Annotated in this window: 30 protein-coding genes and 1 other RNA gene; 19 read left to right on the forward strand and 12 right to left on the reverse strand. The window is 64.2% G+C overall.

Annotated features, from left to right (window positions below):
- The 10 genes from infB to pnp form a co-directional block, all read left to right on the forward strand.
- Positions 1–1,939: translation initiation factor IF-2 (gene infB / locus VH326_RS06615; RefSeq protein ID WP_329631018.1), on the forward strand; the 1,939-nt coding region annotated here is incomplete at its 5' end.
- A gap of 149 nt (positions 1,940–2,088) precedes the next feature.
- Positions 2,089–2,475: a 30S ribosome-binding factor RbfA gene (rbfA, locus tag VH326_RS06620; RefSeq protein WP_329631019.1), complete on the forward strand. Its 387-nt coding sequence runs from the start codon at positions 2,089–2,091 to the stop codon at positions 2,473–2,475.
- Between the two features lie 21 nt (positions 2,476–2,496).
- The gene (locus VH326_RS06625) at positions 2,497–2,775 is read left to right on the forward strand and encodes an AbrB/MazE/SpoVT family DNA-binding domain-containing protein (protein WP_329631020.1); all 279 of its coding nucleotides are present in this window, start codon (positions 2,497–2,499) and stop codon (positions 2,773–2,775) included.
- An 8-nt stretch (positions 2,776–2,783) separates the two neighbouring features.
- Positions 2,784–3,161, forward strand: coding sequence for a type II toxin-antitoxin system VapC family toxin (locus VH326_RS06630; RefSeq protein WP_329631355.1), 378 nt, complete (start codon positions 2,784–2,786; stop codon positions 3,159–3,161).
- Positions 3,161–3,748, forward strand: a complete 588-nt coding sequence (locus tag VH326_RS06635; RefSeq protein ID WP_329631021.1) for a thymidine kinase — start codon at positions 3,161–3,163, stop codon at positions 3,746–3,748. Before VH326_RS06630 ends, VH326_RS06635 begins: the two co-directional genes overlap by 1 nt.
- Positions 3,745–4,431, forward strand: a complete 687-nt coding sequence (locus VH326_RS06640; RefSeq protein WP_329631022.1) for a site-2 protease family protein — start codon at positions 3,745–3,747, stop codon at positions 4,429–4,431. The genes VH326_RS06635 and VH326_RS06640 overlap by 4 nt, the downstream gene beginning before the upstream one ends.
- Positions 4,432–4,487: 56 nt before the next feature.
- Positions 4,488–4,883, forward strand: a complete 396-nt coding sequence (locus tag VH326_RS06645) for a DUF6491 family protein (RefSeq protein ID WP_329631023.1) — start codon at positions 4,488–4,490, stop codon at positions 4,881–4,883.
- 31 nt (positions 4,884–4,914) lie between these two features.
- Positions 4,915–5,868: a tRNA pseudouridine(55) synthase TruB gene (gene truB / locus VH326_RS06650; RefSeq protein WP_329631024.1), complete on the forward strand. Its 954-nt coding sequence runs from the start codon at positions 4,915–4,917 to the stop codon at positions 5,866–5,868.
- A 23-nt stretch (positions 5,869–5,891) separates the two neighbouring features.
- The gene (gene rpsO, locus VH326_RS06655) at positions 5,892–6,161 is read left to right on the forward strand and encodes a 30S ribosomal protein S15 (RefSeq protein ID WP_146569285.1); all 270 of its coding nucleotides are present in this window, start codon (positions 5,892–5,894) and stop codon (positions 6,159–6,161) included.
- Positions 6,162–6,350: 189 nt separating this feature from the next.
- Positions 6,351–8,738, forward strand: coding sequence for a polyribonucleotide nucleotidyltransferase (gene pnp, locus VH326_RS06660; RefSeq protein WP_329631025.1), 2,388 nt, complete (start codon positions 6,351–6,353; stop codon positions 8,736–8,738).
- A 185-nt stretch (positions 8,739–8,923) separates the two neighbouring features.
- Here the strand turns inward: pnp and VH326_RS06665 are convergent, their stop codons facing one another.
- The 4 genes from VH326_RS06665 to VH326_RS06680 all read right to left on the reverse strand — a co-directional run bounded on the left by VH326_RS06665 (position 8,924) and on the right by VH326_RS06680 (position 12,305).
- Positions 8,924–10,207, reverse strand: a complete 1,284-nt coding sequence (locus VH326_RS06665) for a hypothetical protein (protein ID WP_329631026.1) — start codon at positions 10,205–10,207, stop codon at positions 8,924–8,926.
- 103 nt (positions 10,208–10,310) lie between these two features.
- A complete protein-coding gene (locus VH326_RS06670) occupies positions 10,311–11,444 on the reverse strand; it encodes a UvrD-helicase domain-containing protein (protein ID WP_329631027.1) in 1,134 nt (377 codons plus the stop codon).
- Between the two features lie 97 nt (positions 11,445–11,541).
- The gene (locus VH326_RS06675; RefSeq protein ID WP_329631028.1) at positions 11,542–12,015 is read right to left on the reverse strand and encodes an ImmA/IrrE family metallo-endopeptidase; all 474 of its coding nucleotides are present in this window, start codon (positions 12,013–12,015) and stop codon (positions 11,542–11,544) included.
- The gene (locus tag VH326_RS06680; RefSeq protein ID WP_329631029.1) at positions 12,015–12,305 is read right to left on the reverse strand and encodes a hypothetical protein; all 291 of its coding nucleotides are present in this window, start codon (positions 12,303–12,305) and stop codon (positions 12,015–12,017) included. The genes VH326_RS06675 and VH326_RS06680 overlap by 1 nt, the downstream gene beginning before the upstream one ends.
- Positions 12,306–12,750: 445 nt before the next feature.
- Here VH326_RS06680 and VH326_RS06685 point away from each other — a divergent pair, with 445 nt between their 5' ends.
- The 3 genes from VH326_RS06685 (at position 12,751) to VH326_RS06695 (ending at position 15,444) form a co-directional block, all read left to right on the forward strand.
- On the forward strand, positions 12,751–13,635 hold the full coding sequence (locus VH326_RS06685) for a hypothetical protein (RefSeq protein WP_329631030.1): 885 nt from the start codon (positions 12,751–12,753) through the stop codon (positions 13,633–13,635).
- Between the two features lie 178 nt (positions 13,636–13,813).
- Positions 13,814–14,677: a hypothetical protein gene (locus VH326_RS06690; protein ID WP_329631031.1), complete on the forward strand. Its 864-nt coding sequence runs from the start codon at positions 13,814–13,816 to the stop codon at positions 14,675–14,677.
- Between the two features lie 179 nt (positions 14,678–14,856).
- Positions 14,857–15,444, forward strand: a complete 588-nt coding sequence (locus VH326_RS06695) for a hypothetical protein (RefSeq protein WP_329631032.1) — start codon at positions 14,857–14,859, stop codon at positions 15,442–15,444.
- A gap of 38 nt (positions 15,445–15,482) precedes the next feature.
- On the opposite strand, the gene VH326_RS06700 is transcribed toward VH326_RS06695, so the two are convergent.
- The 4 genes from VH326_RS06700 to VH326_RS06715 all read right to left on the reverse strand — a co-directional run bounded on the left by VH326_RS06700 (position 15,483) and on the right by VH326_RS06715 (position 17,300).
- On the reverse strand, positions 15,483–15,833 hold the full coding sequence (locus tag VH326_RS06700; protein WP_329631033.1) for a PilZ domain-containing protein: 351 nt from the start codon (positions 15,831–15,833) through the stop codon (positions 15,483–15,485).
- A gap of 112 nt (positions 15,834–15,945) precedes the next feature.
- On the reverse strand, positions 15,946–16,212 hold the full coding sequence (locus tag VH326_RS06705; protein WP_329631034.1) for a hypothetical protein: 267 nt from the start codon (positions 16,210–16,212) through the stop codon (positions 15,946–15,948).
- Positions 16,213–16,304: 92 nt separating this feature from the next.
- Positions 16,305–16,481: a hypothetical protein gene (locus VH326_RS06710; protein ID WP_329631035.1), complete on the reverse strand. Its 177-nt coding sequence runs from the start codon at positions 16,479–16,481 to the stop codon at positions 16,305–16,307.
- A 105-nt stretch (positions 16,482–16,586) separates the two neighbouring features.
- Entirely contained in the window at positions 16,587–17,300 is a 714-nt protein-coding gene (locus VH326_RS06715; RefSeq protein ID WP_329631036.1) for a Crp/Fnr family transcriptional regulator, read from the reverse strand.
- Positions 17,301–17,566: 266 nt separating this feature from the next.
- On the opposite strand from VH326_RS06715, the gene VH326_RS06720 reads away from it, so the two are divergent.
- Positions 17,567–17,908, forward strand: a complete 342-nt coding sequence (locus VH326_RS06720; RefSeq protein ID WP_329631037.1) for a response regulator — start codon at positions 17,567–17,569, stop codon at positions 17,906–17,908.
- Positions 17,909–17,933: 25 nt separating this feature from the next.
- On the opposite strand, the gene VH326_RS06725 is transcribed toward VH326_RS06720, so the two are convergent.
- Both VH326_RS06725 and ssrA read right to left on the reverse strand, forming a co-directional pair.
- Positions 17,934–18,701, reverse strand: a complete 768-nt coding sequence (locus VH326_RS06725) for a class II aldolase/adducin family protein (protein ID WP_329631038.1) — start codon at positions 18,699–18,701, stop codon at positions 17,934–17,936.
- A 427-nt stretch (positions 18,702–19,128) separates the two neighbouring features.
- Positions 19,129–19,470: a transfer-messenger RNA gene (gene ssrA, locus VH326_RS06730) on the reverse strand.
- A 233-nt stretch (positions 19,471–19,703) separates the two neighbouring features.
- Here ssrA and VH326_RS06735 point away from each other — a divergent pair.
- Positions 19,704–20,135, forward strand: coding sequence for an Rrf2 family transcriptional regulator (locus VH326_RS06735; RefSeq protein ID WP_329631039.1), 432 nt, complete (start codon positions 19,704–19,706; stop codon positions 20,133–20,135).
- A gap of 121 nt (positions 20,136–20,256) precedes the next feature.
- Here the strand turns inward: VH326_RS06735 and mscL are convergent, their stop codons facing one another.
- Entirely contained in the window at positions 20,257–20,685 is a 429-nt protein-coding gene (mscL, locus tag VH326_RS06740) for a large conductance mechanosensitive channel protein MscL (RefSeq protein ID WP_329631040.1), read from the reverse strand.
- A 143-nt stretch (positions 20,686–20,828) separates the two neighbouring features.
- Here mscL and VH326_RS06745 point away from each other — a divergent pair, with 143 nt between their 5' ends.
- The 4 genes from VH326_RS06745 to VH326_RS06760 are packed head-to-tail and all read left to right on the forward strand — an operon-like array spanning position 20,829 to position 23,492.
- Positions 20,829–21,413: a LemA family protein gene (locus VH326_RS06745; RefSeq protein ID WP_329631041.1), complete on the forward strand. Its 585-nt coding sequence runs from the start codon at positions 20,829–20,831 to the stop codon at positions 21,411–21,413.
- Between the two features lie 26 nt (positions 21,414–21,439).
- Positions 21,440–22,291 carry a TPM domain-containing protein gene (locus tag VH326_RS06750; RefSeq protein WP_329631042.1) on the forward strand — a complete coding sequence of 284 codons (852 nt, stop codon included), beginning with the start codon at positions 21,440–21,442 and terminating at the stop codon, positions 22,289–22,291.
- Positions 22,291–22,968: a TPM domain-containing protein gene (locus VH326_RS06755; protein ID WP_329631043.1), complete on the forward strand. Its 678-nt coding sequence runs from the start codon at positions 22,291–22,293 to the stop codon at positions 22,966–22,968. The genes VH326_RS06750 and VH326_RS06755 overlap by 1 nt, the downstream gene beginning before the upstream one ends.
- Entirely contained in the window at positions 22,965–23,492 is a 528-nt protein-coding gene (locus tag VH326_RS06760; RefSeq protein ID WP_329631044.1) for an NUDIX hydrolase, read from the forward strand. Before VH326_RS06755 ends, VH326_RS06760 begins: the two co-directional genes overlap by 4 nt.
- Here the strand turns inward: VH326_RS06760 and VH326_RS06765 are convergent.
- The gene (locus VH326_RS06765) at positions 23,489–23,770 is read right to left on the reverse strand and encodes an ETC complex I subunit (RefSeq protein WP_329631045.1); all 282 of its coding nucleotides are present in this window, start codon (positions 23,768–23,770) and stop codon (positions 23,489–23,491) included. The genes VH326_RS06760 and VH326_RS06765 overlap by 4 nt on opposite strands.
- Positions 23,771–23,813 lie beyond the last annotated feature (43 nt).

The raw sequence follows: 23,813 nt of genomic DNA on the forward strand, positions 1-23,813 counted from the left end.
CAAGCGGCCGGAGCCCGCGCGCCCGACCCGCAGCCGCGAAGACCGCCGCCACTCGGGCAAGCTCACCGTTTCCCGCGCTTTGTCTGACGAGGACGACAGCCGCGCGCGTTCGCTCGCTGCTCTTCGCCGCGCGCGCGAAAAGGAAAAGCGCCACCATATGGAGGTTGGCCCGTCGGCCAAGCAGGTCCGCGATGTCGTCGTCCCCGAGTCGATCACCGTCCAGGAGCTCGCTAACCGCATGGCCGAGCGCGGCGCCGATCTCGTGAAGGCCCTCTTCAAGATGGGCAGCCCGGTGACGCTCACCCAGACCATCGACCAGGACACGGCCGAGTTGCTGGTCACCGAGTTCGGGCACCGCATCAAGCGCGTCAGCGAGAGCGATATCGATATCGACAGCTCGATTGACGTCGATGCGCCCGAAAGCCTCCAGCCGCGTCCGCCCGTGGTCACCATCATGGGCCACGTCGATCACGGCAAGACCTCACTGCTCGACGCGATCCGCGGCGCCGATGTCGTCGCCCACGAAGCTGGCGGCATTACCCAGCATATCGGCGCTTATCAGGTCAGCCTTCCGGACAAGTCGAAGATCACCTTCCTCGACACTCCGGGCCACGAGGCATTCTCGGAGATGCGCGCGCGCGGGGCCAACGTCACCGATATCGTCATCCTGGTGGTGGCGGCAGACGACGGCCTCCGCCCGCAGACGATCGAGGCGATCAATCACACCAAGGCGGCGGGCGTTCCGATGATCGTCGCGATCAACAAGATCGACAAGCCCGAAGCCAATGCCCAGCGGGTGCGCGAGCGGTTGCTCGAGCACGACGTCCAGGTCGAGGAAATGGGCGGCGAGACTCAGGACGTCGAGGTCTCCGCGACCAAGAAGACCGGGCTCGACCAGCTGATCGAGAAGATCCAGCTCCAGGCCGAATTGCTCGAACTGAAGGCCAACCCCGATCGCGACGCCGAAGGCACCGTGATCGAGGCCAAGCTCGACAAGGGCCGCGGACCGGTCGCGACGGTGCTCGTCACGCGCGGCACGCTCAAGGTCGGCGACGTGTTCGTGGTCGGCGCCGAAAGCGGCAAGGTCCGCGCGCTGGTCGACGACAAGGGCCGACAGATCAAGGAAGCCGGGCCGTCGATGCCGGTCGAGATCCTCGGCATGACCGGCGTGCCGCAGGCCGCCGATCCGCTGCAGGTGGTCGAGAACGAAGCGCGCGCCCGCGAGGTCGCCGCATATCGCGCCGGCGTCATTCAGCAGAAGCGCACGACCAACGCGCCGGCCAGCCTCGATTCGATGTTCTCGGCGCTGAAGGAAAAGCAGGCGATCGAATATCCGCTGGTGGTCAAGGCCGATACCCAAGGGACGGTCGAAGCCATTGTGGGCGCGATCAACAAGATCTCGACCGACCTGATCAAGGCGCGCGTGCTCCATTCGGGCGTCGGCGGCATCACCGAAAGCGACGTGACGCTCGCGGGTGCGTCGGGGGCGCCGATCATCGGCTTCAACGTCCGCGCCAACGCCAAGGCGCGCGAGATCGCCGATCGGCAGAAGGTCGCGCTCAAATATTACGACGTGATCTACGAACTGACCGACGAAATCCGCGCCGGCATGGCGGGCGAACTCGGCCCCGAAGCGTTCGAGACCGTGGTCGGCCGCGCCGAAATCCGCGAAGTGTTCTCGGCCGGCAAGCACGGCAAGGCGGCGGGGCTCTTGGTTACCGAAGGCGTCATCAGGAAGGCGCTCAAGGCGCGCATCACCCGCGACGATGTCATCATCTATTCGGGCGAGATCGCGTCGCTGCGGCGCTTCAAGGACGACGTTCCCGAAGTTCGCGCGGGACTCGAATGCGGCGTGACGTTCAGCCAGAACTTCATCGACATCAAGCCGGGCGACTTCCTCGAAACCTTTGAGGTCGAGCTGCGCGAACGGACGCTGTAAATCTCCCTCGCCCCTTGTGGGAGAGGGAAGGGACCCATAGCGTTAGCGATGGGAAGGATGAGGGGACTCGATCCCCTTTCCCGTTCCCCTTCCGCCGACTTCGTCGGCTCCCTCCCTCTCCCACAGGGGGAGAGGGATTGGAGATCGAGATGAAAAACGAACCTCGGGAAAAATCGGTACGTACCTTACGCGTCGGCGAGCAGGTGCGGCATGTGCTGTCGGAAATCCTTCAGCGCGGCGACGTCCATGACGACACGCTCGGCAGCCACATGCTGTCGATCACCGAAGTGCGGATGTCGCCCGATCTGCGCCACGCGACGGTGTTCGTGAAGCCGTTGCTCGGCAAGGACGAGGACGCGGTGCTCAAGGCGCTGCGCACCAACACCGCCTATCTCCAGCGCGAGGTCGCCGCGCGGGTGAAGACCAAATACGCGGCGAAGCTCAAGTTCCTCGCCGACGAAAGCTTCGACGAGGGCAGCCATATCGATACGCTGCTGCGCGATCCGCATGTGGCGCGCGACCTTGACATCGAGTAAGGTAAGACGCATCTTACCTTAATGAACGCGACGACGAAAATGTCGGCCAAAGGCCAGGTGGTGATCCCGAAGGACGTGCGCGATGCACTAGGTCTGCAACCGGGTCAGGTGCTCGATGTCAAGCAAACGGCGAGCGGCGTTCTGCTGAGCGTTGCCCACCGCAAAAGTGGTCGATCGACGGACGAGATTTTTGCGGAGCTGCGAAAGATCTATACCCATAGCGGTCCGCCGGCCACCATCGAACAGATGGATGCTGCCGTCGATTCCATGTTCGCGGCCAAGTCGAAGGACGACATCTGACTCGGGCGATCGACACAAATGTCGTGCTCCGGTTCTTGACGGGGGACGATCAGGTGCAGTCGTCGGTGGCTCGCGCCATCATGGCGGAAGCCTTTATCCTGCCGACCAGTGTTTTCCTCGAAACCGAATGGGTCTTGCGGTCTTGGTACAGGTGGACCCGCCCGATGATCGTGCACGGCCTGCGCCTGCTGATCGACCTGCCAGCGCTTCATGACTTGCCGCCCAATGCGATCTGGGCGCTCAATCGTTATGAGGCAGGAGCCGATTTCGCGGACGTCGTCCATATCGCCAGCACCACTCATGCGACAATCTTTGCGACGTTTGACGGCAGTATCGCCGGAGACGCCGGACAAGACTCGCCAATTCCTGTCGAGACCCTGATCTGATGGCCAAGCTCTATTTCTACTACGCGTCGATGAACGCGGGAAAATCGACCACGCTCCTCCAGGCGGACTTCAACTATCGCGAGAGGGGCATGAAGACGATGCTCTTTACCGCAGCGATCGACGATCGTTTCGCAGAAGGGACGATCACCTCGCGGATCGGGCTCGATCAGACGGCGATCCCGTTCGAGGGCGGCACCGACATTGCCGCGATCGTCGCGGAGCGGCATGCGCACGAACCGGTGGCCTGTGTGCTGGTCGACGAGGCTCAGTTCCTGACCGCCGCGCAAGTTGATCAGCTCGCGCACCTCGCCGACGTGATCGGTATTCCCGTGCTCGCTTATGGCCTGCGCACCGACTTCCAGGCCGACCTGTTTCCCGGAGCGGCGCGATTGCTCGCGCTCGCCGACGCTCTGGTCGAAATAAAGTCGGTGTGTGAATGCGGGCGCAAGGCGACGATGAACATGCGCGTCGACGCCGATGGCCGCGCGGTGGTTGAAGGCGCGCAGACGGAGATCGGCGGCAATGACCGCTATGTCGCGATGTGCCGCAAGCATTTTGTCGCCGCGCGGCTGGAAGCGGCCAAGTGAACAATACCGTTTGGCAGATCGCAGTCTGGCTGATCCCGCTGGTGATCGCGATCGTGTTCCACGAAGTCGCGCACGGCTATCTCGCGCGGCTGCTTGGCGACCGTACTGCCGAACGGGAGGGGCGGCTGACGCTCAACCCGATCCGCCATGTCGATCCGATCGGGACAGTGCTCGTGCCGATGGTGCTGGCGCTCGCGCACGTGCCGATCTTCGGCTGGGCCAAGCCAGTACCGGTGGTTGCGTCGCGCATGCGCCACCCGCGCCGCGACATGGCGTTGGTCGCGCTTGCGGGGCCGGGCACCAACCTCGTGCTGGCGGCGATCACCGCCGCAGTCATCGGCATGGTCGCGTCGCGGCACGGCGGCGCGTTGCCGGGCGAAGGGTTGGCGGGATTCATCAACGAGAACCTAGTCAATTTCCTGCTGATCAACGTCTTCCTGGCGATCTTCAACCTATTGCCGGTGCCGCCATTCGATGGCGGGCACGTCGTCGAAGCGGTGCTACCGCGGCCGCTAGCCGCGCAATATGCCCGGCTGCGGCCGTTCGCGTTTCCGGTGATGCTCATCCTGCTCGTCGTGTTGCCGAGCATCGCCCCGGGCGCGAACGTGGTGGCGCGCATCGTGTATCCGATCACCGAGGCCGTCATCGGCGTATTGGCCCGGACATTCGGCGGGCTGGGCTGATCTTCAGGGCGGGTTCAGGCGCTTAGGACTATAGTCCCCCGGTAAAGGATCATCACATGCGCCACCCGTTCATCCCCCTTTCGCTGATCGCGATTTCCGCGGCCACGCTCGCCAGCCCCGCCCTGGCGCACAAACGGCCGCCGGTGCCGGTCGAACTCGGCAAGGAGACCAGCATCCCCTTCATCGGGACGATAGGTCTCTATGATTTCGAGGCCGACGGCCACCGCGGCGTGTGGCTGCAGGATCAGCGCCGTCATTGGTATTATGCGACCATTTCCGGGGTCTGCACTGGGCTGCCCTTCGCCAACCGGATCGCGGTCGATACACGCTTCGGCGGCACCTCGCTCGACCGCACCGGCGTGCTGCTGGTGGACGGTCAGCGCTGCTACATCGACAGCCTCGTCACCAGCGCCGGCCCGCCGAAGAAGGTGAAGAGGCCAAAGAAGGGCTGACCCGCACCCCGCCGCGCGCTAGGCCGCGCGGATGCATGGCTGGATCATTCTCGACAAGCCGCTCGGGCTCGGCTCGACCCAGGCGGTGAGCGCGGTCAAGCGCGCGCTGCGCCAGGGTGGATACGGCAAGGCCAAGGTCGGTCATGGCGGCACGCTCGATCCGCTCGCCACGGGCGTCCTGCCCGTCGCGATCGGCGAGGCGACCAAGCTCGCCGGACGGATGCTCGACAGCGACAAGGTGTATGAGTTTACTTGTCGGTTCGGGGTCGAGACCGACACGCTCGATCTCGAGGGCAAGATCGTGGCGGAGGGCGATGTGCGACCCACGCTCTCGGAGGTGGAAGCGGTGCTGCCGCGTTTCACCGGTGCGATCGATCAGGTGCCGCCGGCCTATTCGTCGCTCAAGGTTGAAGGCAAACGGGCGTACGATCTCGCGCGGGCCGGCGAGGAGGTGGTGCTCGCGACCCGGGCAGTGACGGTGTACAATCTCGACGTCGCCCCGGCGGAGGCCGGGGCCGCAGCGTTGCCGGGCGATGGCGGCGCAATCAATTCTCCGGCCCCGGCCTCCGCCGGGGCGACGCTGGAAGAAATCACCCTCACCATCCACGTCTCCAAAGGCACCTACATCCGCAGCCTCGCTCGCGACATCGCACACGCCCTCGGCACCGTCGGCCATGTGACGATGCTCCGGCGCACCAAGGCCGGACCGTTCGACCTCCGCCAAGCGATATCGCTGGACAAACTGGACGAACTCGCTAAGGCGCGCAGCCTTGAACAACGCCTCCTGCCATTGAGGGCGGGGCTGGACGACATCCCGGCTCTTGCGCTCGACCCCGACCAGGCAGGAGCGCTCCGACAGGGGCGCGTTCTGGCCGGGATTGCCAAAGACGATGGCCTCTACTTCGCGATTCTGGGCGAAACCCCTGTCGCATTGGTCGAGGTCAGCAGCGGGGAAGCCCGTGTCGTCCGCGGTTTCAACCTTTAGTCCGCGATGTCGAAGGAAACAGAATGTCGATTACCCCCGAGCGCAAGGAAGCGCTGATCAAGGAACATGCCCGCGCCGAAGGCGACACCGGCAGCCCTGAGGTCCAGGTCGCAATCCTGACTGACCGCATCAAGACGCTGACCGAGCATTTCAAGACCCACGCGAAGGACAACCATTCGCGCCGCGGCCTCTTGATGATGGTCAACAAGCGCCGCTCGCTGCTCGACTATCTGCGCAAGACCGAAGGCGACCGCTATCTCGCGCTGATCGCGAAGCTGGGCCTACGCAAATGAATTCAGGAACGGCGCCTTCGGGCGCCGTTTCGCTTATTCGGCCGCGTACAATTCGGTGCGGGCCGGCGGCGGAACTCTCCGCCACCAGGACCTGAAGGCAGGTCCTTATTCGGGCTCCCATGAAAGTACTACTTTCATGGGTCCCATCAGGCACCGGCAGGCATAGGGCCGCCGGACGAAGGAAATAAAATGTTCGATTCGAAGAAGGTAAGCATCGAGTGGGGCGGCAAGACCCTCACGCTCGAAACGGGCAAGGTTGCCCGCCAGGCCGACGGCGCGGTGATCGCGACGCTCGGCGAGACCGTCGTGCTGTGCGCGGTCACCGCCGCCAAGTCGGTCAAGGAAGGGCAGGATTTCTTCCCGCTCACCGTCCATTATCAGGAGAAGTTCTCGTCCTCGGGTCGTATCCCCGGCGGCTTCTTCAAGCGCGAGCGCGGCGCGACCGAGCGCGAGACGCTCGTCAGCCGGCTGATCGATCGGCCGCTGCGGCCGCTGTTTCCCGAGGGGTTCTACAACGAGATCAACTGCATCGCGCAGGTGATGAGCTACGACGGCGAGAACGAGCCCGACTTGCTGGCGATGATCGCCGCTTCGGCCGCGATGACGCTGTCGGGGGTGCCGTTCATGGGCCCGATCGGCGCCGCGCGCGTCGGCTACAGCCAAGGCGAGTACATCCTCAACCCGAGCGATTCGCAAGTCGCCGAGGGCGAGCTCGACCTGATGGTCGCCGCCACCCACAACGCGGTGATGATGGTCGAATCGGAAGCCAAGGAGCTGTCCGAGGACGTCATGCTCGGCGCGGTGATGTTCGCGCATCGCGCGTCGCAGGACGTGATCAAGGCGATCATCAAGCTCGCCGAGCAAGCCGCCAAGGAGCCGTGGGAGCTCAAGCAGGCGACCGACACCTCGGCGGTCAAGGCCGAGCTCAAGTCGCTGATCGGCAAGGACATCGACGCCGCCTACAAGATGGTCGACAAGTCGCAGCGCCAGACCGCGCTGGCCGAGGCTCGCGCCAAGGCCAAGGCGGCGATGGCCGACAAGCCCGCGCAGGAGCAGCTCGCGGCGTCCAAGCTGGTCAAGAAGCTCGAGGCGGAAATCGTCCGCGGCGCGATCCTCAAGACCGGCAAGCGCATCGACGGCCGCTCGACCACGCAGGTCCGCTCGATCGAGGCGGAAGTCCACTTCCTGCCGCGCGCGCACGGCTCGGCGCTGTTCACTCGCGGCGAGACTCAGACGATCGCCACCACCACGCTCGGCACCAAGGACGCCGAGCAGATGATCGATGGCCTCGGCGGTCTTTCGTACCAGCACTTCATGCTGCACTATAACTTCCCGCCTTATTCGGTCGGCGAAGTCGGCCGCTTCGGGGCGCCCAGCCGCCGCGACATCGGCCACGGCAAGCTCGCCTGGCGCGCTTTGCACGCGGTGCTGCCGTCGAAGGAGGAGTTCCCGTACACGATCCGAGTCACCTCGGACATCACCGAATCGAACGGATCGTCGTCGATGGCGACGGTGTGCGGCGGGTCGCTCAGCCTGATGGACGCCGGCGTGCCGATCAAGCGCCCGGTCAGCGGCATCGCGATGGGCCTGATCCTCGAGGGCAAGGATTTCGCCGTCCTGTCCGACATTCTGGGCGACGAGGATCACCTCGGCGACATGGACTTCAAGGTCGCGGGCACCAGTGAGGGCATCACCTCGTTGCAGATGGACATCAAGATCGCCGGCATCACCGAGGAGATCATGAAGGTCGCATTGGCCCAGGCCAATGAAGGCCGCGCACAAATCCTCGGCGAAATGGCCAAGGCGCTCGACCACACGCGTGAGGAACTGTCGGCGCACGCCCCGCGGATCGAGACGATGTCGATCGACAAGTCGAAGATCCGCGACGTCATCGGCACCGGCGGCAAGGTGATCCGCGAGATCGTCGCCACCACCGGCGCCAAGGTCGACATCGACGACGAAGGCACGATCAAGGTGTCGTCGTCCGACATCGCCCAGATCGAGGCGGCGATGAAGTGGATCCGCGGCATCGTCGAGGAGCCGGAGGTCGGCAAGGTCTATGACGGCAAGGTCGTCAATTTGGTCGATTTCGGCGCGTTCGTGAACTTCATGGGCGGCAAGGACGGCCTCGTCCACGTCAGCGAGATCAAGAACGAGCGCGTCGAAAAGGTCTCCGACGTCCTCAGCGAAGGCCAGGACGTCAAGGTCAAGGTGCTCGAGATCGATCCGCGCGGCAAGGTCCGCCTGTCGATGCGAGTCGTCGATCAGGAAACCGGCGCCGAGCTCGAAGACACTCGCCCGCCGCGCGAGCCGCGTGAAGGCGGCGACCGCGGTCCGCGCGGCGATCGCGGGCCCCGTCGAGATGGGGGCCGTGATGGCGGCGGTGGCCGTGGCGGCGACCGCGACCGTGGCCCGCGTCGTGACGGCGGCGGAGATCGTGGCCCGCGTCGCGAAGGCGGCGGTGGCGGCGAGCGGTCGGACCGTGGCCCGCGCCGCGAGCGCTCGGAAACCCGCGACGACGGCCCCGCGCCCGAATTCGCGCCGGCGTTCCTGACGGGCGACCGCAACGACGATTGAGCCTATAGGCTGGATTGAAGAAAGAGGCCTCGGCGGTGACGCCGGGGCCTTTTTTGAAGGTCCTTATGGCCGGCGCTGACCATGGCGGACTCGGTCTCCGCCAAGCGTTTATGCTATGGCATCGTTATCGTTAGATAAATCGCTATCTCGCGTCGACTGCCCAACATCCTCAACCAACATTACTTTTAGCGGCTTGATCGGCTGCTTGGCTTAACCTGCCTTGCCGCCTTGCGGGTTAGCTCAGCCAGTATGCGTTCGACCTGTTCGAGGCGGCTCAATATATCCCCGCTGCCCTGTTTGTTATTCGCTTCAAGGTCTAATGAAGCCTGCTTTGCCGCGCCCATTGATTGAGCCTCTGTTCGCGCTTCGTTTCGGGCCGTTGAAAACGGAATAGCGACGCCCGGCATTAGCTCGACAAACAGGAAGCGAGCCATCAACCCGCGTACGGCCGGGCGCACGTTAAAGCTCCCGCCGGTCCATCGAGATAGCTCTTCGAAAGAGATATCAGTTGAAGGTTTGGAGAATAAGTCGCTTTGAGAAAGCAATTCCTTGCTGATAATTCGACCTAGCCCCGCGTGCTCCGACATGACCCTTACGGGTGCCCATAGTCCAGCAAATGCCCCCGCCCAAACTACAGAGGCCGGAACAACATTCTCGTAGCGTCTTAGCAGTTCAGGTAAGATCACTGCGCCTGGATCGATCAAGCTCGCTCCGAACCCCATGATCGCGCTAGTTGCGGCAGTCTTGGGACCAGCGAAGAGCTTTCCTGCTAGCTTATCGAGTGCCTCCACTCGCAGCGATTGTGGTCCTGCTGCACAGCTCTTGAGCTCGGGTAAGTCATAGTGCCCAGCCAATATCGTAGCAGCATCGACAATCTCCTCCTGTGAGAGGAAATCGACGGAAGCAAGTTGGTCTACAAGGCCTCGGATAATCTCAAGCGCTCGCGCTTCTGCTGGTGGCCGCGAACACCACGTCTCACCAGATAGCACATACCAAAGTGGCAGTAGGCCGCCGTCCACGTCGCTCTTCGCACGAGCACGGCCGAAAATAACGTTATGGCGACGATCCAGCTCTTCAAAGCTTCGATATTGGTGCCAAACCGATGCGGCCCTAGCCATGCTATAGGTGGAGGTGGTCAGCGCAATTGCGCCGCTAGCTTCCTTCAAATTGGCTGTCGGATTATCGGCAGCAAGCTCGGAAATTATCGCACCGGTCCAGGCCGCTAGCCGGCTATCCAGCATTGGGCGCGGAGGGACAGTTAAAAGCTCTAGAAAGTCATCGGCCTTCCAAAGTCGACACCACTGCGAGACCGGCGACAATCCAGGCAAATAAGCCGCAAGCCAAGCCAAGGCATCGTCATATTCTTCATTGGGTACGACGATGAAGTCCGGCATCGGCGAGGATACAAAATCCCAATATCCAACAACCCACTCCCGCAACGCCCATTTGAGGCGAGCGATGTCCTCCATCGTTCCGGGCCGGAATGAGGCCTCGATGGGCCTACCGAGTAGCTCTGGCAGACTCTCGCGTGCCAAGTGACAAAACATCAACCGCGCCGACATAATGGCCCCTTCAAAACAGCGAGTCGATTTCGGGCAACACATCTTCGGGCGATTGGAGGTGCCCCGGAAGTATGCTGTTATAGTAAAGTGTCACCTCGGTTTTCGCCCTCGTAACTGCGGTGAACGCTAGCTCTCTCAGCCCTGTGGTAAGCCCGTCAGCCCTTAGTATATGAACCGCCCGCGCCTCGGAACCCTTAGCTGAGGCGATCGTCATCACACGCACCAGCGAGTCAGGTCCGAACGCTTCGTAATTATCGCTCGCTTGGAGTAGCGCCTTCGGGAGCAACTCGCCATCGGCAACTAGCTCCGCCCAAAATGCGTCGCGCGCCGCTCCAGTTTGCGAAAGCACCAGGATCGGCTCGTCGGAAATGTAGCGTATTTGACGTTTCACCTCCTCCAAACATCGAAGCCATTGATCGTGATCGCCGGTGCATTCGATTGACGTGACGGAAGAGGGGCGAGCACTCTCATCGTAGGCGCAATCCTTAGCCATAGGCGGTGCGCCTAACGGTGGGGGCAGGATTCGATCAGCGAACTGACATATCTTGAGGCCGATCCGGTAGTGTTTTTTCAAGTCAACGATGGAAGTCGCCAAGGCTTCCATTGCTGGAAGGCCCTCGTTGTGCTCCCAAATAGCCTGTCTAGAGTCGCCAGCAGAATTTACCGTTTCCGATAGGCGAGCAAGAATATCTAGCTCCGCCTCCTTAAAGTCCTGCACCTCGTCAACAAACACCGAATCGTAGATTTTGCCCGGATTGTTGTTCGAGATATATTCCGATAATGCGGTAATTAAAGCGGCTCTACTTGCGACAAAAGTTGTTTTTGGATCAGCAAAAACTTCGCCAGAATCGCGCAGAAAACCTTTTCCCCAGCCCATGAATGTCTTTATTTCTGTCGCCTGAATTTGATCCGCCCGCCCGATTGAAGGCCCAGACTTGATAAATTCAGCAAGGGTTCTGGTGAACGTTATGAACAGTATCCTCGGCGCTTTTGATCGAACGTAGTTTGCCCGTAGGAGGAGGATATTCGTCTTACCCGATCCAGGAGGCCCTTTAATTAAAAGGCTCTCGTCGATGTCGGCTTTTAGAACGTTCTTTTGGTCCGCATCGAGCTGGCCCGAATTGACCCACCATGTTTCGTTCATGCGAGCCAGCGCTCCGATGAGCGCCAGGTCCCTAGCGCTTCGCGAATTCTTCCGCCTAGACGCGGATCGACCTAGCTACCACCGTTACACGAAAGATTTAAGAACCCAACCTGATTTTCATGGCGTCAACTGATACACCTAGTCGATCTGCCATCACTGCGACGTCGTTAATACCTGCGGCTCTCAAACGCTCAATCGAGTTGGCCGGCATCAAAAGATTGGCAGCGAAATTGTTTGCCTGACGTTCGTGGATCGGACGGATCGCTGCATTCGGAAGTGGCGTTTGTTCTGCGCGATAAGCGCGCGTATCGCCAGTGCCCGGGCCTAAAAGGTCCCGGTGATAGATAAAGTGGCCGAGTTCATGGGCCGCAGTGAAACGCTGGCGCGTAAGCGGGTGCGCATCATTTATTACAATACGATAGCTGCCATCATCTTCGCGTTCTATCCAACCTGAAATGTTGTCGTCCAGTCGTTCGAAACATGGGCCCAGCCCAAGTTGCGAGATAATATCATATACGGGCACCGGGATTGCGTCCGCGTATTTTTCAATAACAGTAATGGGATCGTTCATCACCCAGCATTCTTTCCAATTTCGTCTGCGGCGGCATCATCATCCTCGTCGCCCCGTAGAACAGTTCGGCCCATAAGCTCTACGTGAGCACGAATGATCGCTGGCGCTTGGTTTGACAACCATTCCTTAATTAGCTCATTGGCGGCCCGCTTCGCCTCCGTTCTCGCTTCGTTCTCTGCTTGTATAGTGACGATTTTGCCCCATGCAATACCCGCTACGATCCCGATCAGGGCGAAGATCACCGATCCCCAAGCAATCGCTGTGGAAAGCGACGCAAAGGAATTTGCCATTGCATCCCAGTTTGGCGATGCCGTTGCTGTGGGAACTGGCGGAGGGGTCGTCGCGCAGTTTCGAGTTACCGTATCGATTATTTGCCCGCACGCCTGAAGAGCACGCGTAGAGCGATCAATTGCCAGCAGCATCCCACCTCCCCTACGTACGGCTATTATCTAATCGCTTTTCACTGATCGGCAACACGACAATACGGTGATCTATATGGGTATCGTCAAGGGAAGTGTGCGCCCGCCGCGGGAGTAAATCCCGCGTCGTCGGACGGCGCTTCCGGCGCCGCCGGCCGGCGCGGCGCTGGTCGCGATTTAGCTTTCGCTAAATCTTGGCGCCGCGCCCGCGTTTATATGGTTGTTATTGGCGAACCCTGTGGATTAACAATCGATATGGCTGCCAAGCAGAAGCCGGGGGGCGGCGTCTCGAGCCGGGTTTGAGGGGGAATATAAGATGAAGCGTACCGTCGTTCTCGCGATGATCGCGAGCGTGTCAGCGTTGATGCCACAGGCGACCGCCGCACAGGACAAGGCCGAACCGGCACCGGCACCGGCGCCAGCCGCGGCGACGACCATCGTCTTTTCGGAAAAAGGCGCGAACGGGATGAGCGATCTGCCCATGGGCGTCCATCGCATTCCCGACAGCAACGTCGTCATCTCCGGGCAACAGGGGGGCGGCGGGATCGGGATGCTGTTCGGCGTGGTCGGCATGCTGGTGCAGAGCTCGATCAACACACAGGCCGGCACGGCCAAGGTCCGCAATGTCGAGGATGACCTGCGCTTCGACGTCCGGGCAAGGGCGATCGAGATGACCAACACGATGATGGCGGGCGACAGGTTCCGCAACGCCTTCACGCTCACGCCCCAGCCGGGCGGCAGCACGATGGAGGTGACGCCGTATGTCGTGCTCACGTTCGTCAAAAAGACCGATGATGTCCGTCCCTATGTCGTGCTGAAGACGAAGGTCACGGACGGTACGACCGGCGATAAAGGGAAGACGATCAAGTATTTCTGCTGCGAGGGTCAGCCGGAGCCGCTCGCGAGCCTGACCGACAACAACGGCGCCCGCCTGAAGGAGCTCCTGACGGCCGAGCTGGACACCGCCGTCAACGTGATGCTGCTCGATCGGGCGCAGCCCTTCCCGCGGAATGACCAGGCCAAGGTCAAGACCAACGGCTTGCTCCCCTTCCTCGGCAAGCCGTTGAAGTGGGGGGGATTCGATCTGGGCCGGTACAAGGATTACAGCCTGATCGAGTTCCGTGGCGGGATGTTCGTCTTTTCCGGCGTGAATATCGTCGAGCCGGGGTCGCTTGAAATCACGCCCGTGGTCAAGAAATGAGGGCCGATACCGCGATCGTCTGAAGCCCGATCGTCCGGCAGCGGACGGGTCGCGCCGGAACGGGTTGGCCAGGCGGTGCGACCGACGTCCGTCGTTGCCGGCGCACGCAAAAACGACTTTCCTACAACCCCCGCTCCGGCATAGTTCGACCGCCTCGCTCACCAGCAGGAGGCATCGCATGACGGCGAAAACATCCCCCGCCCGAGTCGCGGCGTTCTTTCGCGCGCTGGCCGAGACCGGCAACCGGACGATCGCCGCCGAGCGCGCGAAGGTCTCGCGCTCGTGGGTGTCGCTCCACCAATCGACCGACCCCGCATTCGCTGCGCGGATGACGGCGGCGGTGGAGGCGGCGAGGGCGCGGCTGCGCGCGCAAGCGACGGGCATCGCGGCGAATGCGGCCTCGGCCCCGGATCACGTCCGGAGCGACGGCGGGTCTGTCCGGCCGCCGGCCGGCTGGGGCTCGCTCGACGGCGAGGAGCTGGTCGTGCGCGGCACCAACGGGCGGCGCACCCAGATTGCGCGGGCGCGGTTGCGGCAATGGACGCCGCGGGTCGAGGCGCGCTTCCTCGCGACGCTGGCGGCGACGTGCAACGTCAAGGCGGCGTGCGCGGAGGTCGGGCTGACCGCGGCTTCGGCTTATGGCCACGCGAAGCGCTGGCCGGGGTTCGCCGAGCGCTGGCGCGCAGCGATCGAGACCGGATATTTGCGCATCGAAGCCGCGCTGATCGCGAACGCCGCCAACGCGATGGGCGACACCGATCCGTTCGAGCCCGAGCTGGCGATGCCGCCGATGAGCGTCGCGCAGGCGATCCACCTGCTCCACATGCACAAGCACCAGGTCCATGCGATCGGCGGGCGGCCGGGGAAGCGCGGCTGGCCAAAGTCGCTCGACGAGATGCGGCCCGGCATCCTGCGCAAGCTCGAGCTGATCGAGGCGGAGCGGATCGCGCACGAACGGATCGGCCCCGCGACGCTGGCGCGCGACCGGCGCGAATGGGCGAAGCGGCGCGGCGGGCAGCGCGGGAGCGGCGGGGGCGGCTGAGCCGGCCCGCTGCGGCGTCGTTTCGGGGGCGGAACCTGCGCGGCTCATCGCACGTTGAGAACGTGCGTCGATCCGGCGCCGAAACGAAAGGAAGAGGCTGTGGGAAAAGGCATCTTGCTGTGGCTGCTGGGCATTCCGTTGCCCATCATCATTCTGCTCCTGTTGTTCTGGCACTGATCGTGGCGACGGGACCCTATAGCGAGGTCGATCGCGACCTCTATCCCGCCGCCGCCGAGCCGGGCGCGAGCCCGTCGGCGATCGCCTGGTCGGCGGTGAGCGCGGGCACCGTGGCGGCGATCGCGGTGACGCTGACGCTGTTGATGCTGGGCTCGGCGTTCGGTCTGGCGGAGGCGTCGCCTTGGCCGGGGGTGGGCGCGAAGCCGTCGACCTTCACGATCGGCGCGGGCATCTGGCTGGTCATCACGCAATGGCTGTCGGCGGCGCTGGGCGGGTATATCGCCGGGCGGCTGCGCGTGCGCTGGCACGGGCTGCACACCGACGAGGTGTTCTTTCGCGACACCGCGCACGGATTCCTGGTGTGGGCGACGGCGACGGTGATCGTCGCGATCATCGCGGTGGCCGCCTCGGCGCTGTCGAGCCTCGCGGCCGGGCCGGTCGATGTCGCCGCGACCCGCGATGCGGTCGACGAAGCGCGCAAGGTCGCGGCGTCGTTCGCGGCGTTCACCGGCGTTTCGCTGGTGATCGGGGCATTCGTCGGCAGCGTCGCGGGCGCGATCGGCGGCAGGCTTCGCGACAAGCACCCGTAAGCGGCACCCGTAAGGAGTCGCGCGGACCGGTCGCGCCGTCAGGCGGCGCGCGCGACCGGTCCGGCGTGGCGCGGTGCTCGCGCGGCGAGGCTGGTCTGCGCGGCCAGCACTTCCTCGATCTGCGCGGCGGTGAGCTGGCCGACGAACTCGGCACCGAACCTCTTGCCGTCGCGCCACACCACGCGCGCATGGCGGCTCGTGCCGGGCAGGCCGATATAGATCGACGCGCCCTCGTCCGGCGCGCTGGCGCAATGGACGAGCGCGCCGGTGTGCGAGACGTTGAGCAGATGCGCCCTGGTCGGTCCGGACCCGCTATCGACCTCGACCGGCTGGAAGACCTTGAGGCGTGGGGCGCGCGCGGCGCGTCTGGCGATGTCGGTGGCGTTCAAACTACTGGCTCCCGCTTGCTCGCACGACAAAGCCGGAAGGCGGGGCATGGTTCCCGAAAAATCATTCCTGCCAACGCGTTAACTGTCAATTTTTGCCTCGTCGCGCCGCGACTTAGCGGCGGCGGATGCCGCGGAGCAGGACGACTCCGTAGCCCGCGACCAAGGCCCGCGGGATCAGCGAGACGAACGAAGGTCGGCGGCGCGGTACCGGCGCGGGCGCCGGCTTGGGCGCGGAAAGCGCTTCCTCCCGCGCGCGCGACAGTTCGAGCATGAGCAGGATCATCGACGGGTCGAGCGCCCCCGGGCGCTGCGCCTCGAACGTCTGCTGGAGCAGTTCGCCGATGCCGAGCTGGTCTTGCGGGGGATCTGAAGCGGCCACGGATACATCCCGATGGATTCAGCTTCATCAACGGTCGGGCCGAGATGTTGTTCATCCGCCACGCCAAATTCGCGTAAGGCCAGCGAACCTGGTTAGCGCGCCGCGGCGGCCCGCGGCGTCGAGCACTCGGCCTGGCCGACCCGACGCGCATATTCCTCGGCCATCTCAAGATGAACGCGCGAAATCGCGGGGTTGCCCGCCTGCGCCGCCAAGCCCCGCGCGGCGGCTTCGCGCCGCCGGTAATATTCGATGTCGTTATCGCAGTTCATGTCGCATCCCCGTCGAGTCGCAAGGCATTTTGACAGGATCGGCAAAGCGCGCACTAAACAAGATTAATGAAAGACTTACCAGAATCTCGCGCTCCGTAGGCGCAATTATTGCGGCGTCCGATGCCGGTGCTCGAGATGCAGATAGCTCGGCTCGAAATCGCCCGCGCGCGCCAAATTGGGCCAATTGTCGATGGTGATCGCGCGTTGCGAGCGCCGGATCAGCCCGTCGCGCTCGAGGCCCTTCAACGTCCGGTTGACATGGACCGATGTCAATCCGGTCGCATCGGCGAGTTGCTCCTGAGTCATCGGCAGCTCGTAGTCGGATTGCTTGCCGATCCCGACCGACATCAGCCGCACCCCGAATTCGCACAACAAGTGCGCGACTCGCGTGCGCGCGTCGCGGCGCCCGATGTTGAGCGTCCATTCGCGAAAGATCGACCCGTCGACCAGCGTGTCGTACCACATCGCCATTCCGACCGCCGGCATCGCGAAGGCCAGGGTGCGGATTGCTTCGACCGGAATGAACGCCGCCTCGACCTGCGTCAGCGCCTGGACGTTGTGGTCGGCGACCCCGAGCAACGTGTTGTGCAGGTCGACCGCGTCGCCCGCCATGTGGATCGACAGGATCTGGCGCCCGCCATTGCCCGCAACCTTCTGGCGATAGGCATAGCCCGACAGCAACACGATGCTGTGGGTCGGCTTCTCGCCTTCCCACACCATCATCTGGCCGGCCTCGAGGCGGCGAATCGAATACGGCAAGCGGAGCACCGCCTCGGATTGTGCCTCGTCGAGCGCGACCCATAGTCGCAATTTGTTCAAGAGAGGCGCTAACGTAGCGGATTGATTCTCGGGCAAGTGCCGGCACTCCTTCGGGCGGGAGCGCTGCCTGTGTCTCTCAGTCCCCGATTAGCCGTTATAACCGCCGGGGATTTTCCCGGCTTACTCTCCTTTACTGCGTCATCCTAATCTATTTTGGCGGGGGCAACTAAACGAGGTTAGGTTCGTTGATATAGACCGCCGGCAGACTGCCCTTGGGTTCCGGCTGCTGAGAGACACCGCGCTCCCGCCCATACGGGAGTCGTGCGATGCACGCATTGATCATTGAGGACGAATCGCTGCTCGCAGAGATGATCGAGCACGTGCTGCGGGACCGCGGCGTGCTGACCGTCGATATTGCCGACACCTATACCGCCGCGATCGCCGCGGCGGCGATGCGGCCGCCGCGGCTGATCACCGCCGACGTCCAACTGGCGGAAGGGTGCGGGATCGACGCGGTCCAAGCGATCACTTCGCTGATCGCACCCGCGGTGCTGTTCGTGACGGGAAGCGGCGACGAGGTCCGCCTCCGGCTGCCCGAGGCGGCGGTCGTCGACAAGCCGTTCAGCGCGGCGACGCTCGGCCTGGCGGTGGCGCGGGCGCTCGAATAGCGCGGAAGGCGAGGCCGGCGTCGGACTAGTTGCGGAAGCTCGGGTCGATCCGGTCGAGCTTGCGGAGCAGCGCCGGCCAGGCCAGCCGTTCCGCCGCCATCGCCATCCCGCCCGGGGGCGTCTGCCCGGCGACCTTCTCCTCGGTGCCCTGCGGCGGGTTGTTGAGGTTCTCCAGCCCCGCCGACAGCATCATCACTTGCGCCTGGCACGCGCGCTCGAGGAAATAGAGCCGCAGGAAACAATCGCCGACGGTCTTGCCGACGGCGAGCGTGCCGTGATTGCGCAGGATCATCGCGTGCTTGTCGCCGAGATCCGCGACCAGCCGCTCGCGCTCGTCGAGGTCGGTCGCGACGCCTTCATAGTCGTGATACGCGACATTGTGCTTGGCGATCATCGCGGTCTGGGTGTGCGGCAACAGCCCGAACTCCATCGCCGACACCGCCTGGCCGTGCGGGGTGTGGAGGTGCATCACCGCGGCGGCATCGTCGCGCGCCATGTGGATCGCCGAATGGATCGTGAAGCCCGCAGGGTTGACCGGGTGCTCCGACTTGCCGACCGGATTGCCTTCGGTATCGATCTTGACGAGGTTGGAGGCGGTGATCTCCTCGAACATCATGTCGTAGGGGTTGATCAGGAAATGGTGCTCGGGACCGGGCACGCGCGCCGACAGGTGCGTGAAGATGAGGTCGTCCCACCCGTAGAGCGCGACCAGCCGGTACGCCGCGGCGAGATCGACTCGCGCTTCCCACTCGCCGGGTGCCATCGTTTCCTCGACCTGTGCCAGCGTCGCCATGTCACTCTCTCCCGGGTCTGATTTCGGCCAGGATACCGCATTTTCGAAGAGGAAGGAAAGTGGCGAGGACTCGATAAACTCACGCTTCCCCGGCGCAGGCCGGGGCCCAGCATCGGGCCGATCGCAACTGGGCCCCGGCCTTCGCCGGGGAGGCGTGCGGAAGAATCGGCGATGTAGAGGAAAGGGAGCGGTGGCGAACCAAGCCGTTCCTCCGCGTGCGCGAAGGGAAAAAGGTTGCGTGGCGTCGCGGCAAAGCCGCGCCGTCGGTCCTCGCTGGCGCGAGGCCGGCCGGGCTTCGCGCCGGGCGCGGATTAGCTCCGCTAATCCCCTGCGCGAAGCGCAGTGGGGGACTTCTGTTGCCCGGTGCCTCCGAGTCTTGGACTGAAAGTCCGGGGGGTTCTGTTGCCCGGCCCCCCCGGGGGCCGCTGGAATCCGCTTCTGTTGCCCGGTGCGGTCCAACCGCGCATTTTAGTCTAACCTTGGGCCGTTAAGCCGTGGGGTTAGGCCGCAATAGCGAGTGCTTCGTTATCGTTGGCACTTGTGTATGGGCCGTCACGGTGGTCCCATTCCGAGCAAAAGACAGCGCCGTTCAACACACGTCGATCCTGGTTCGGCCCCGTCATCGTCGCCCTGGAAGGAGGACGGTGGTGGAGCCGCCGGGTACTGCCCCCGGGTCCGCTGCGTCTATTATACGCCATCGTTTATCGCCATAGCCGGGCCGAAACCCTTGCCCGCCCAATATAGGCGCTTCGGCGTTAAAAGAAAGGCTGCTCAGTCCTCCCCGTTTACGGGGAGGTGGCAGCGCGCAGCGCTGACGGAGGGGGCGGGCCGCACGTGAATCGGGTGAGGAGAGCCCCCTCCACCAGCTTCGCTGGTCTCCTCCCCTTAAAACGGGGAGGATTGAACGGCTCCTGCCCTGCTGCTCGATCGCCACGCCGCATCGCCAAAAACCAACGCCCCGCCACGCCTGCGCCACATTGTGCGGAGATAGTGTATCCGACCATGTTGACGCAGCGTTCCCGTTATGCGCTCCGCGCGATGCTTTATCTGGCGCAAGCGCCCGCCGGCGGACCGCCGATCCCGATGAACCGAATCGCGGACCATGCCACGGTGCCGCGCAAGTTCCTCGAGCTGATCCTCGCCGATCTGCGCGAGGCCGGGCTGCTCCACAGCCATCGCGGCAAGATGGGCGGATATTGCCTGTCGCGCCCGGTCCATCTGATTTCGCTCGGCGAGATCATCCGCGTGATCGAGGGGCCGCTGGCGCTGGTGCCGTGCGTCAGCCGCACCGCGTACCGCCGCTGCGCCGATTGCAAGGACGAGGCCGCGTGCGCGATCCGCCAGGCGATGGCGCGCGTCCGCGACGAGACCGCGCGGATTCTGGACGGGACGAGCCTCGCCGACGCGATCGCCGAGGATCTGGTGGCGGCTTAGCAATAGCCGTCACCCCGGCCTTGTGCCGGGGTCCGCCGATCCGCTAGCGATACGCAAGAGCCTCTAGCCTCGGCGCGCGTTGCGCAGCGGACCCCGGCACAAGGCCGGGGTGACGAGGTATCTATTTCTTCTTCAACTCGTCGCGGATCTCGCGCAGCAACACGACATCTGCGGGATCGCCCGGCGCCTTTTCCTCCGGCTTCGGCGCCAGCCGGTTTACCGCGCGGATCATCAGGAAGATGATGAAAGCGATGATCACGAAATTGACTGCTTGCGTCACGAACTCGCCGTATCCGAGCAGCGGGACGCCGGCCTTTTTGAGCGCCGCGTAATCGGTCGAATTGGCGAGCGCGGCCGGCACCTTGTCGCGGTTGAGGACGAGGAAGTAGCTCGAGAAATCGAGGCCGCCGAACACCTTGCCGATCAGCGGCATGATGATGTCGTCGGTGAGACTCGTGACGATCCTGCCGAACGCCGCGCCGATGATCACCGCGATCGCCAGGTCCATCACGTTGCCGCGCATGATGAACGCCTTGAATTCCTTGAACATCCCTGCCTCCCGCTCTTGCAGCGATGGTGAGGATACGCCGAGCCCGTCGCGGCGGGCAAGCGAAGGCCGGTGCCATATTCGATTGCAACACCGGTCGGCGGCACTACATTGCGCGGAACCAAGGGATTTGGAGGGTAGTCCCCATGAAGTTTCGTGCCATGATCGTCATTGCCGCTGCCGCGATGCTGTCCGCGTGCGGGATCAACTCGGTGCCGACCGCGGAAGAAGCCGCCAAGGCGCGCTGGGGCGACGTCCAGATCCAGTATCAGCGCCGTGCCAATTTGATCCCCAATCTCGTCGCGACGGTGAAGGCCGCCGGCGCGCAGGAAAAGGACATCCTGGTTCAGGTGACTCAAGCGCGCGCGTCGGCCAATCAAGTGCAAGTATCGCGTGATGACTTGACCGATCCCGCCAAGATGGCCGCGTTCCAGCGCGCCCAGGCCGGCGTCACGCTGTCGCTGCAGCGGCTGCAGGAGGCCTATCCCGAGCTCAAGAGTCAGGGCAATTACACCACGTTGATGAGCCAGCTCGAAGGGACCGAGAACCGCATTTCGATCGCGCTCAACGATTACAACGGCGCGGTGCAGGCGTATAACACGCGGATCCGCACCTTCCCCGACGCGATCGGCGCCAAGATATTCTATGGCGCCAAGCCGATGGTGCCGTTCCAGGCCACCACGCCCGGCGCCGACACCGCGCCATCGGTCAATTTCGGTAATGCGAGCTGATCGGGCCGAATAGGAGACCGGGGGCGATGGCGCTCCGCCGTTTCTGGGCCTTGCTGGCGCTGCTGACGTTCGCGGCGGCGGCACCGGCGGGCGCGCAGACCTTCCCCAAATTCACCGGGTTCGTGGTCGATGCCGCCAACGTGCTGCCGCCCGATGTCGAGGCCGACCTGACGAAGAAGCTCGATGCGTTGCAGAAGGACACGCACCGCCAGCTGATCGTCGCGACGATCGCCGACATGCAGGGCTATCCGCTCGAGGATTACGGCTATCGCCTCGGCCGGGCGTGGGGCGTGGGGCTGAACGACGTCAATAACGGCGCGATCCTGTTCATCGCGCCCAACGAGCCGGCCGGGCATCGCGGCCCGCGGATCGAGGTCGGCACCGGGCTCGAGCCGGTGCTGACCGACGCATTGTCGAGCGTCATCATCAATCAGGACATGATGCCCAAATTGCGCGCCGGCGACGTGCCGGGCGCGATGGAAGCGGGGACCGACGCGATCATCGCGCAGCTTCGCGCGAGCCCCGACGAAGCCAAGGCGCGCACCGACGCCGCGATCGCCGACTTCGACAAGGCGAACAAGCGCGAGGTGAGCAGCGGTCATGTTCCCGTGGGGCTGATCGTCTGGCTGATGATCTTCGGCTTCATCTTCCTGTCGCACTTGCGCGGCGGCAAGCGCGGGCGGCGCTATCGCGGCAGCGGCTGGCCGGTAATGCTGTGGGGCCCCGGGTTCGGCGGCGGCTGGGGCTCGGGCGGCGGATCGTCGTGGAGCTCGGGCGGCGGCTCGGACAGTGGTGGTGGCGGCGGCTGGGGCGGCGGCGGCTTTTCGGGCGGCGGCGGCGGCTCGTTCGGCGGCGGCGGGGCGTCGGGGGGATGGTGATGGGGTTTCCCTTGAGCGCGGCCGATCGCGATTCGGTCGGCGCGGCGGTGACCGCGGCCGAGGCCGGCACCGACGGCGAGATCCTGACGATCATCGCGCAACGCTCCGACGAATATCACGACGTGGCGATGATCTGGGCGGCGCTTGCGGTGCTGCTGGTGGTCGCGTTGGTGGCGGTCGATCCGGCGATGCTCGATGCGCCGATCGCGTGGGTGACCGGCGGATGGGGCGAAGCGCCGGGCATGGCGGCGCGGTTGATCGTATTGCTGATCGCGCAAGGCGTGGTGCTGGGGCTGATGATCCTGTTGTTCCGGCTGGCGCGGCTGCGAATCGCGCTGACCCCGCGCGGGGTGCGGCACGCGCGGGTGCGCGGGCGCGCGATCCGCTATTTCAAGGTCGGCGCCGAACGCCGCACCGTCGCGCGAGTCGGCGTGTTGCTCTATCTGTCGATCGACGAGCGTCTCGCCGAAATCGTCGCGGATGAGGCAATCCACACGAGGGTCCCCGACGAGCGCTGGGGCGACGCGATGGTCGCATTGATCGACCAGGTCCGCGCCGGCCGCCCGGCGGACGGGATGGCGGCGGCAGTCGGCGCGATCGGCGCGATCATCGCCGAGCATTTCCCCAAGACCGCCGCCGACGTCAACGAGCTCCCCGACCGGCTGATCGAGCTGTGAGCGTTCCCGACGCGGACGCGGCCGAGGAAACGGTCTGGAAGGGCCGCTTCATCGACGTCAAGACGCGCGGGCGCTGGGAATATGTCGGCCGCGTCGGCGGGACCGAAGCGGCCGTCGTGCTCGCGATCGACGAGGGCCATGTTCTGCTGGTCGAGCAGTATCGCGTGCCGCTCGGCCGCGCCTGCCTCGAACTCCCCGCAGGGTTGATCGGCGACGAGGGCGAGGCGGAGAGCGCCGAAGCCTCGGCAGCGCGCGAGCTCGAGGAGGAGACCGGCTATCGCGCGGACACGCTCAGTGCGATCGGCACCTTCTATGCGTCGCCGGGGATGGTCACCGAATGCTTCACTCTGGTCCGCGCCGAGGGGCTGACGAAAGTTGGTGACGGCGGCGGGACCAGGGACGAGAACATCGTTGTCCACCGCGTGCCGCTCGACCGCGTCGCCGATTTCGTCGCCCAGCGCCGCGCGGCGGGTACGGCGATCGACGTCAAGCTGCTCGCGCTGTTGGGGCCGTCGCTCATCTAACGAAAATTGTCCGCGTAGGCCTGGAGCTTGAGCTTGCGCTCGGGGGCGGGGACGACGGTGAACGCGATCCCCGCCTTCTCCGCATAGGCGATTGCCGCTTCAGCGCTCGGGAAGAACAGATGCACTTGCTCGCGCGTGTCGCCCGAGCCTGCCCAGCCGGTCAGCGGGTCGGGGCGCTTGGCTTCGCTCGACTCGAATTCGAGCACCCAGCGGTCGGTGTACGCGCGCCCCGACTGCATCGCGTTCTTGGGGCGCTGGTAAATACGGGCAGTGGTCATGAGGATTCCTATTTATTCGCGGTACCAGCCCGCTCCCCCACCC

Origin of the sequence: Sphingomonas sp. (assembly GCF_036269755.1) — a bacterium.
Classification (GTDB): Bacteria; Pseudomonadota; Alphaproteobacteria; order Sphingomonadales; family Sphingomonadaceae; genus Sphingomonas.

Coding starts and splice junctions, on each gene's coding strand:
- rbfA (WP_329631019.1), top strand. CDS start 2,089: ATGAAAAACGAACCTCGGGAAAAATCGGTACGTACCTTACGCGTCGGC.
- VH326_RS06625 (WP_329631020.1), top strand. CDS start 2,497: ATGAACGCGACGACGAAAATGTCGGCCAAAGGCCAGGTGGTGATCCCG.
- VH326_RS06635 (WP_329631021.1), top strand. CDS start 3,161: ATGGCCAAGCTCTATTTCTACTACGCGTCGATGAACGCGGGAAAATCG.
- VH326_RS06645 (WP_329631023.1), top strand. CDS start 4,488: ATGCGCCACCCGTTCATCCCCCTTTCGCTGATCGCGATTTCCGCGGCC.
- truB (WP_329631024.1), top strand. CDS start 4,915: ATGCATGGCTGGATCATTCTCGACAAGCCGCTCGGGCTCGGCTCGACC.
- rpsO (WP_146569285.1), top strand. CDS start 5,892: ATGTCGATTACCCCCGAGCGCAAGGAAGCGCTGATCAAGGAACATGCC.
- pnp (WP_329631025.1), top strand. CDS start 6,351: ATGTTCGATTCGAAGAAGGTAAGCATCGAGTGGGGCGGCAAGACCCTC.
- VH326_RS06665 (WP_329631026.1), bottom strand. CDS start 10,207: ATGGAGGACATCGCTCGCCTCAAATGGGCGTTGCGGGAGTGGGTTGTT.
- VH326_RS06670 (WP_329631027.1), bottom strand. CDS start 11,444: ATGAACGAAACATGGTGGGTCAATTCGGGCCAGCTCGATGCGGACCAA.
- VH326_RS06675 (WP_329631028.1), bottom strand. CDS start 12,015: ATGAACGATCCCATTACTGTTATTGAAAAATACGCGGACGCAATCCCG.
- VH326_RS06680 (WP_329631029.1), bottom strand. CDS start 12,305: ATGGCAAATTCCTTTGCGTCGCTTTCCACAGCGATTGCTTGGGGATCG.
- VH326_RS06685 (WP_329631030.1), top strand. CDS start 12,751: ATGAAGCGTACCGTCGTTCTCGCGATGATCGCGAGCGTGTCAGCGTTG.
- VH326_RS06690 (WP_329631031.1), top strand. CDS start 13,814: ATGACGGCGAAAACATCCCCCGCCCGAGTCGCGGCGTTCTTTCGCGCG.
- VH326_RS06710 (WP_329631035.1), bottom strand. CDS start 16,481: ATGAACTGCGATAACGACATCGAATATTACCGGCGGCGCGAAGCCGCC.
- VH326_RS06720 (WP_329631037.1), top strand. CDS start 17,567: ATGCACGCATTGATCATTGAGGACGAATCGCTGCTCGCAGAGATGATC.
- VH326_RS06725 (WP_329631038.1), bottom strand. CDS start 18,701: ATGGCGACGCTGGCACAGGTCGAGGAAACGATGGCACCCGGCGAGTGG.
- VH326_RS06735 (WP_329631039.1), top strand. CDS start 19,704: ATGTTGACGCAGCGTTCCCGTTATGCGCTCCGCGCGATGCTTTATCTG.
- mscL (WP_329631040.1), bottom strand. CDS start 20,685: ATGTTCAAGGAATTCAAGGCGTTCATCATGCGCGGCAACGTGATGGAC.
- VH326_RS06745 (WP_329631041.1), top strand. CDS start 20,829: ATGAAGTTTCGTGCCATGATCGTCATTGCCGCTGCCGCGATGCTGTCC.
- VH326_RS06750 (WP_329631042.1), top strand. CDS start 21,440: ATGGCGCTCCGCCGTTTCTGGGCCTTGCTGGCGCTGCTGACGTTCGCG.
- VH326_RS06755 (WP_329631043.1), top strand. CDS start 22,291: ATGGGGTTTCCCTTGAGCGCGGCCGATCGCGATTCGGTCGGCGCGGCG.
- VH326_RS06765 (WP_329631045.1), bottom strand. CDS start 23,770: ATGACCACTGCCCGTATTTACCAGCGCCCCAAGAACGCGATGCAGTCG.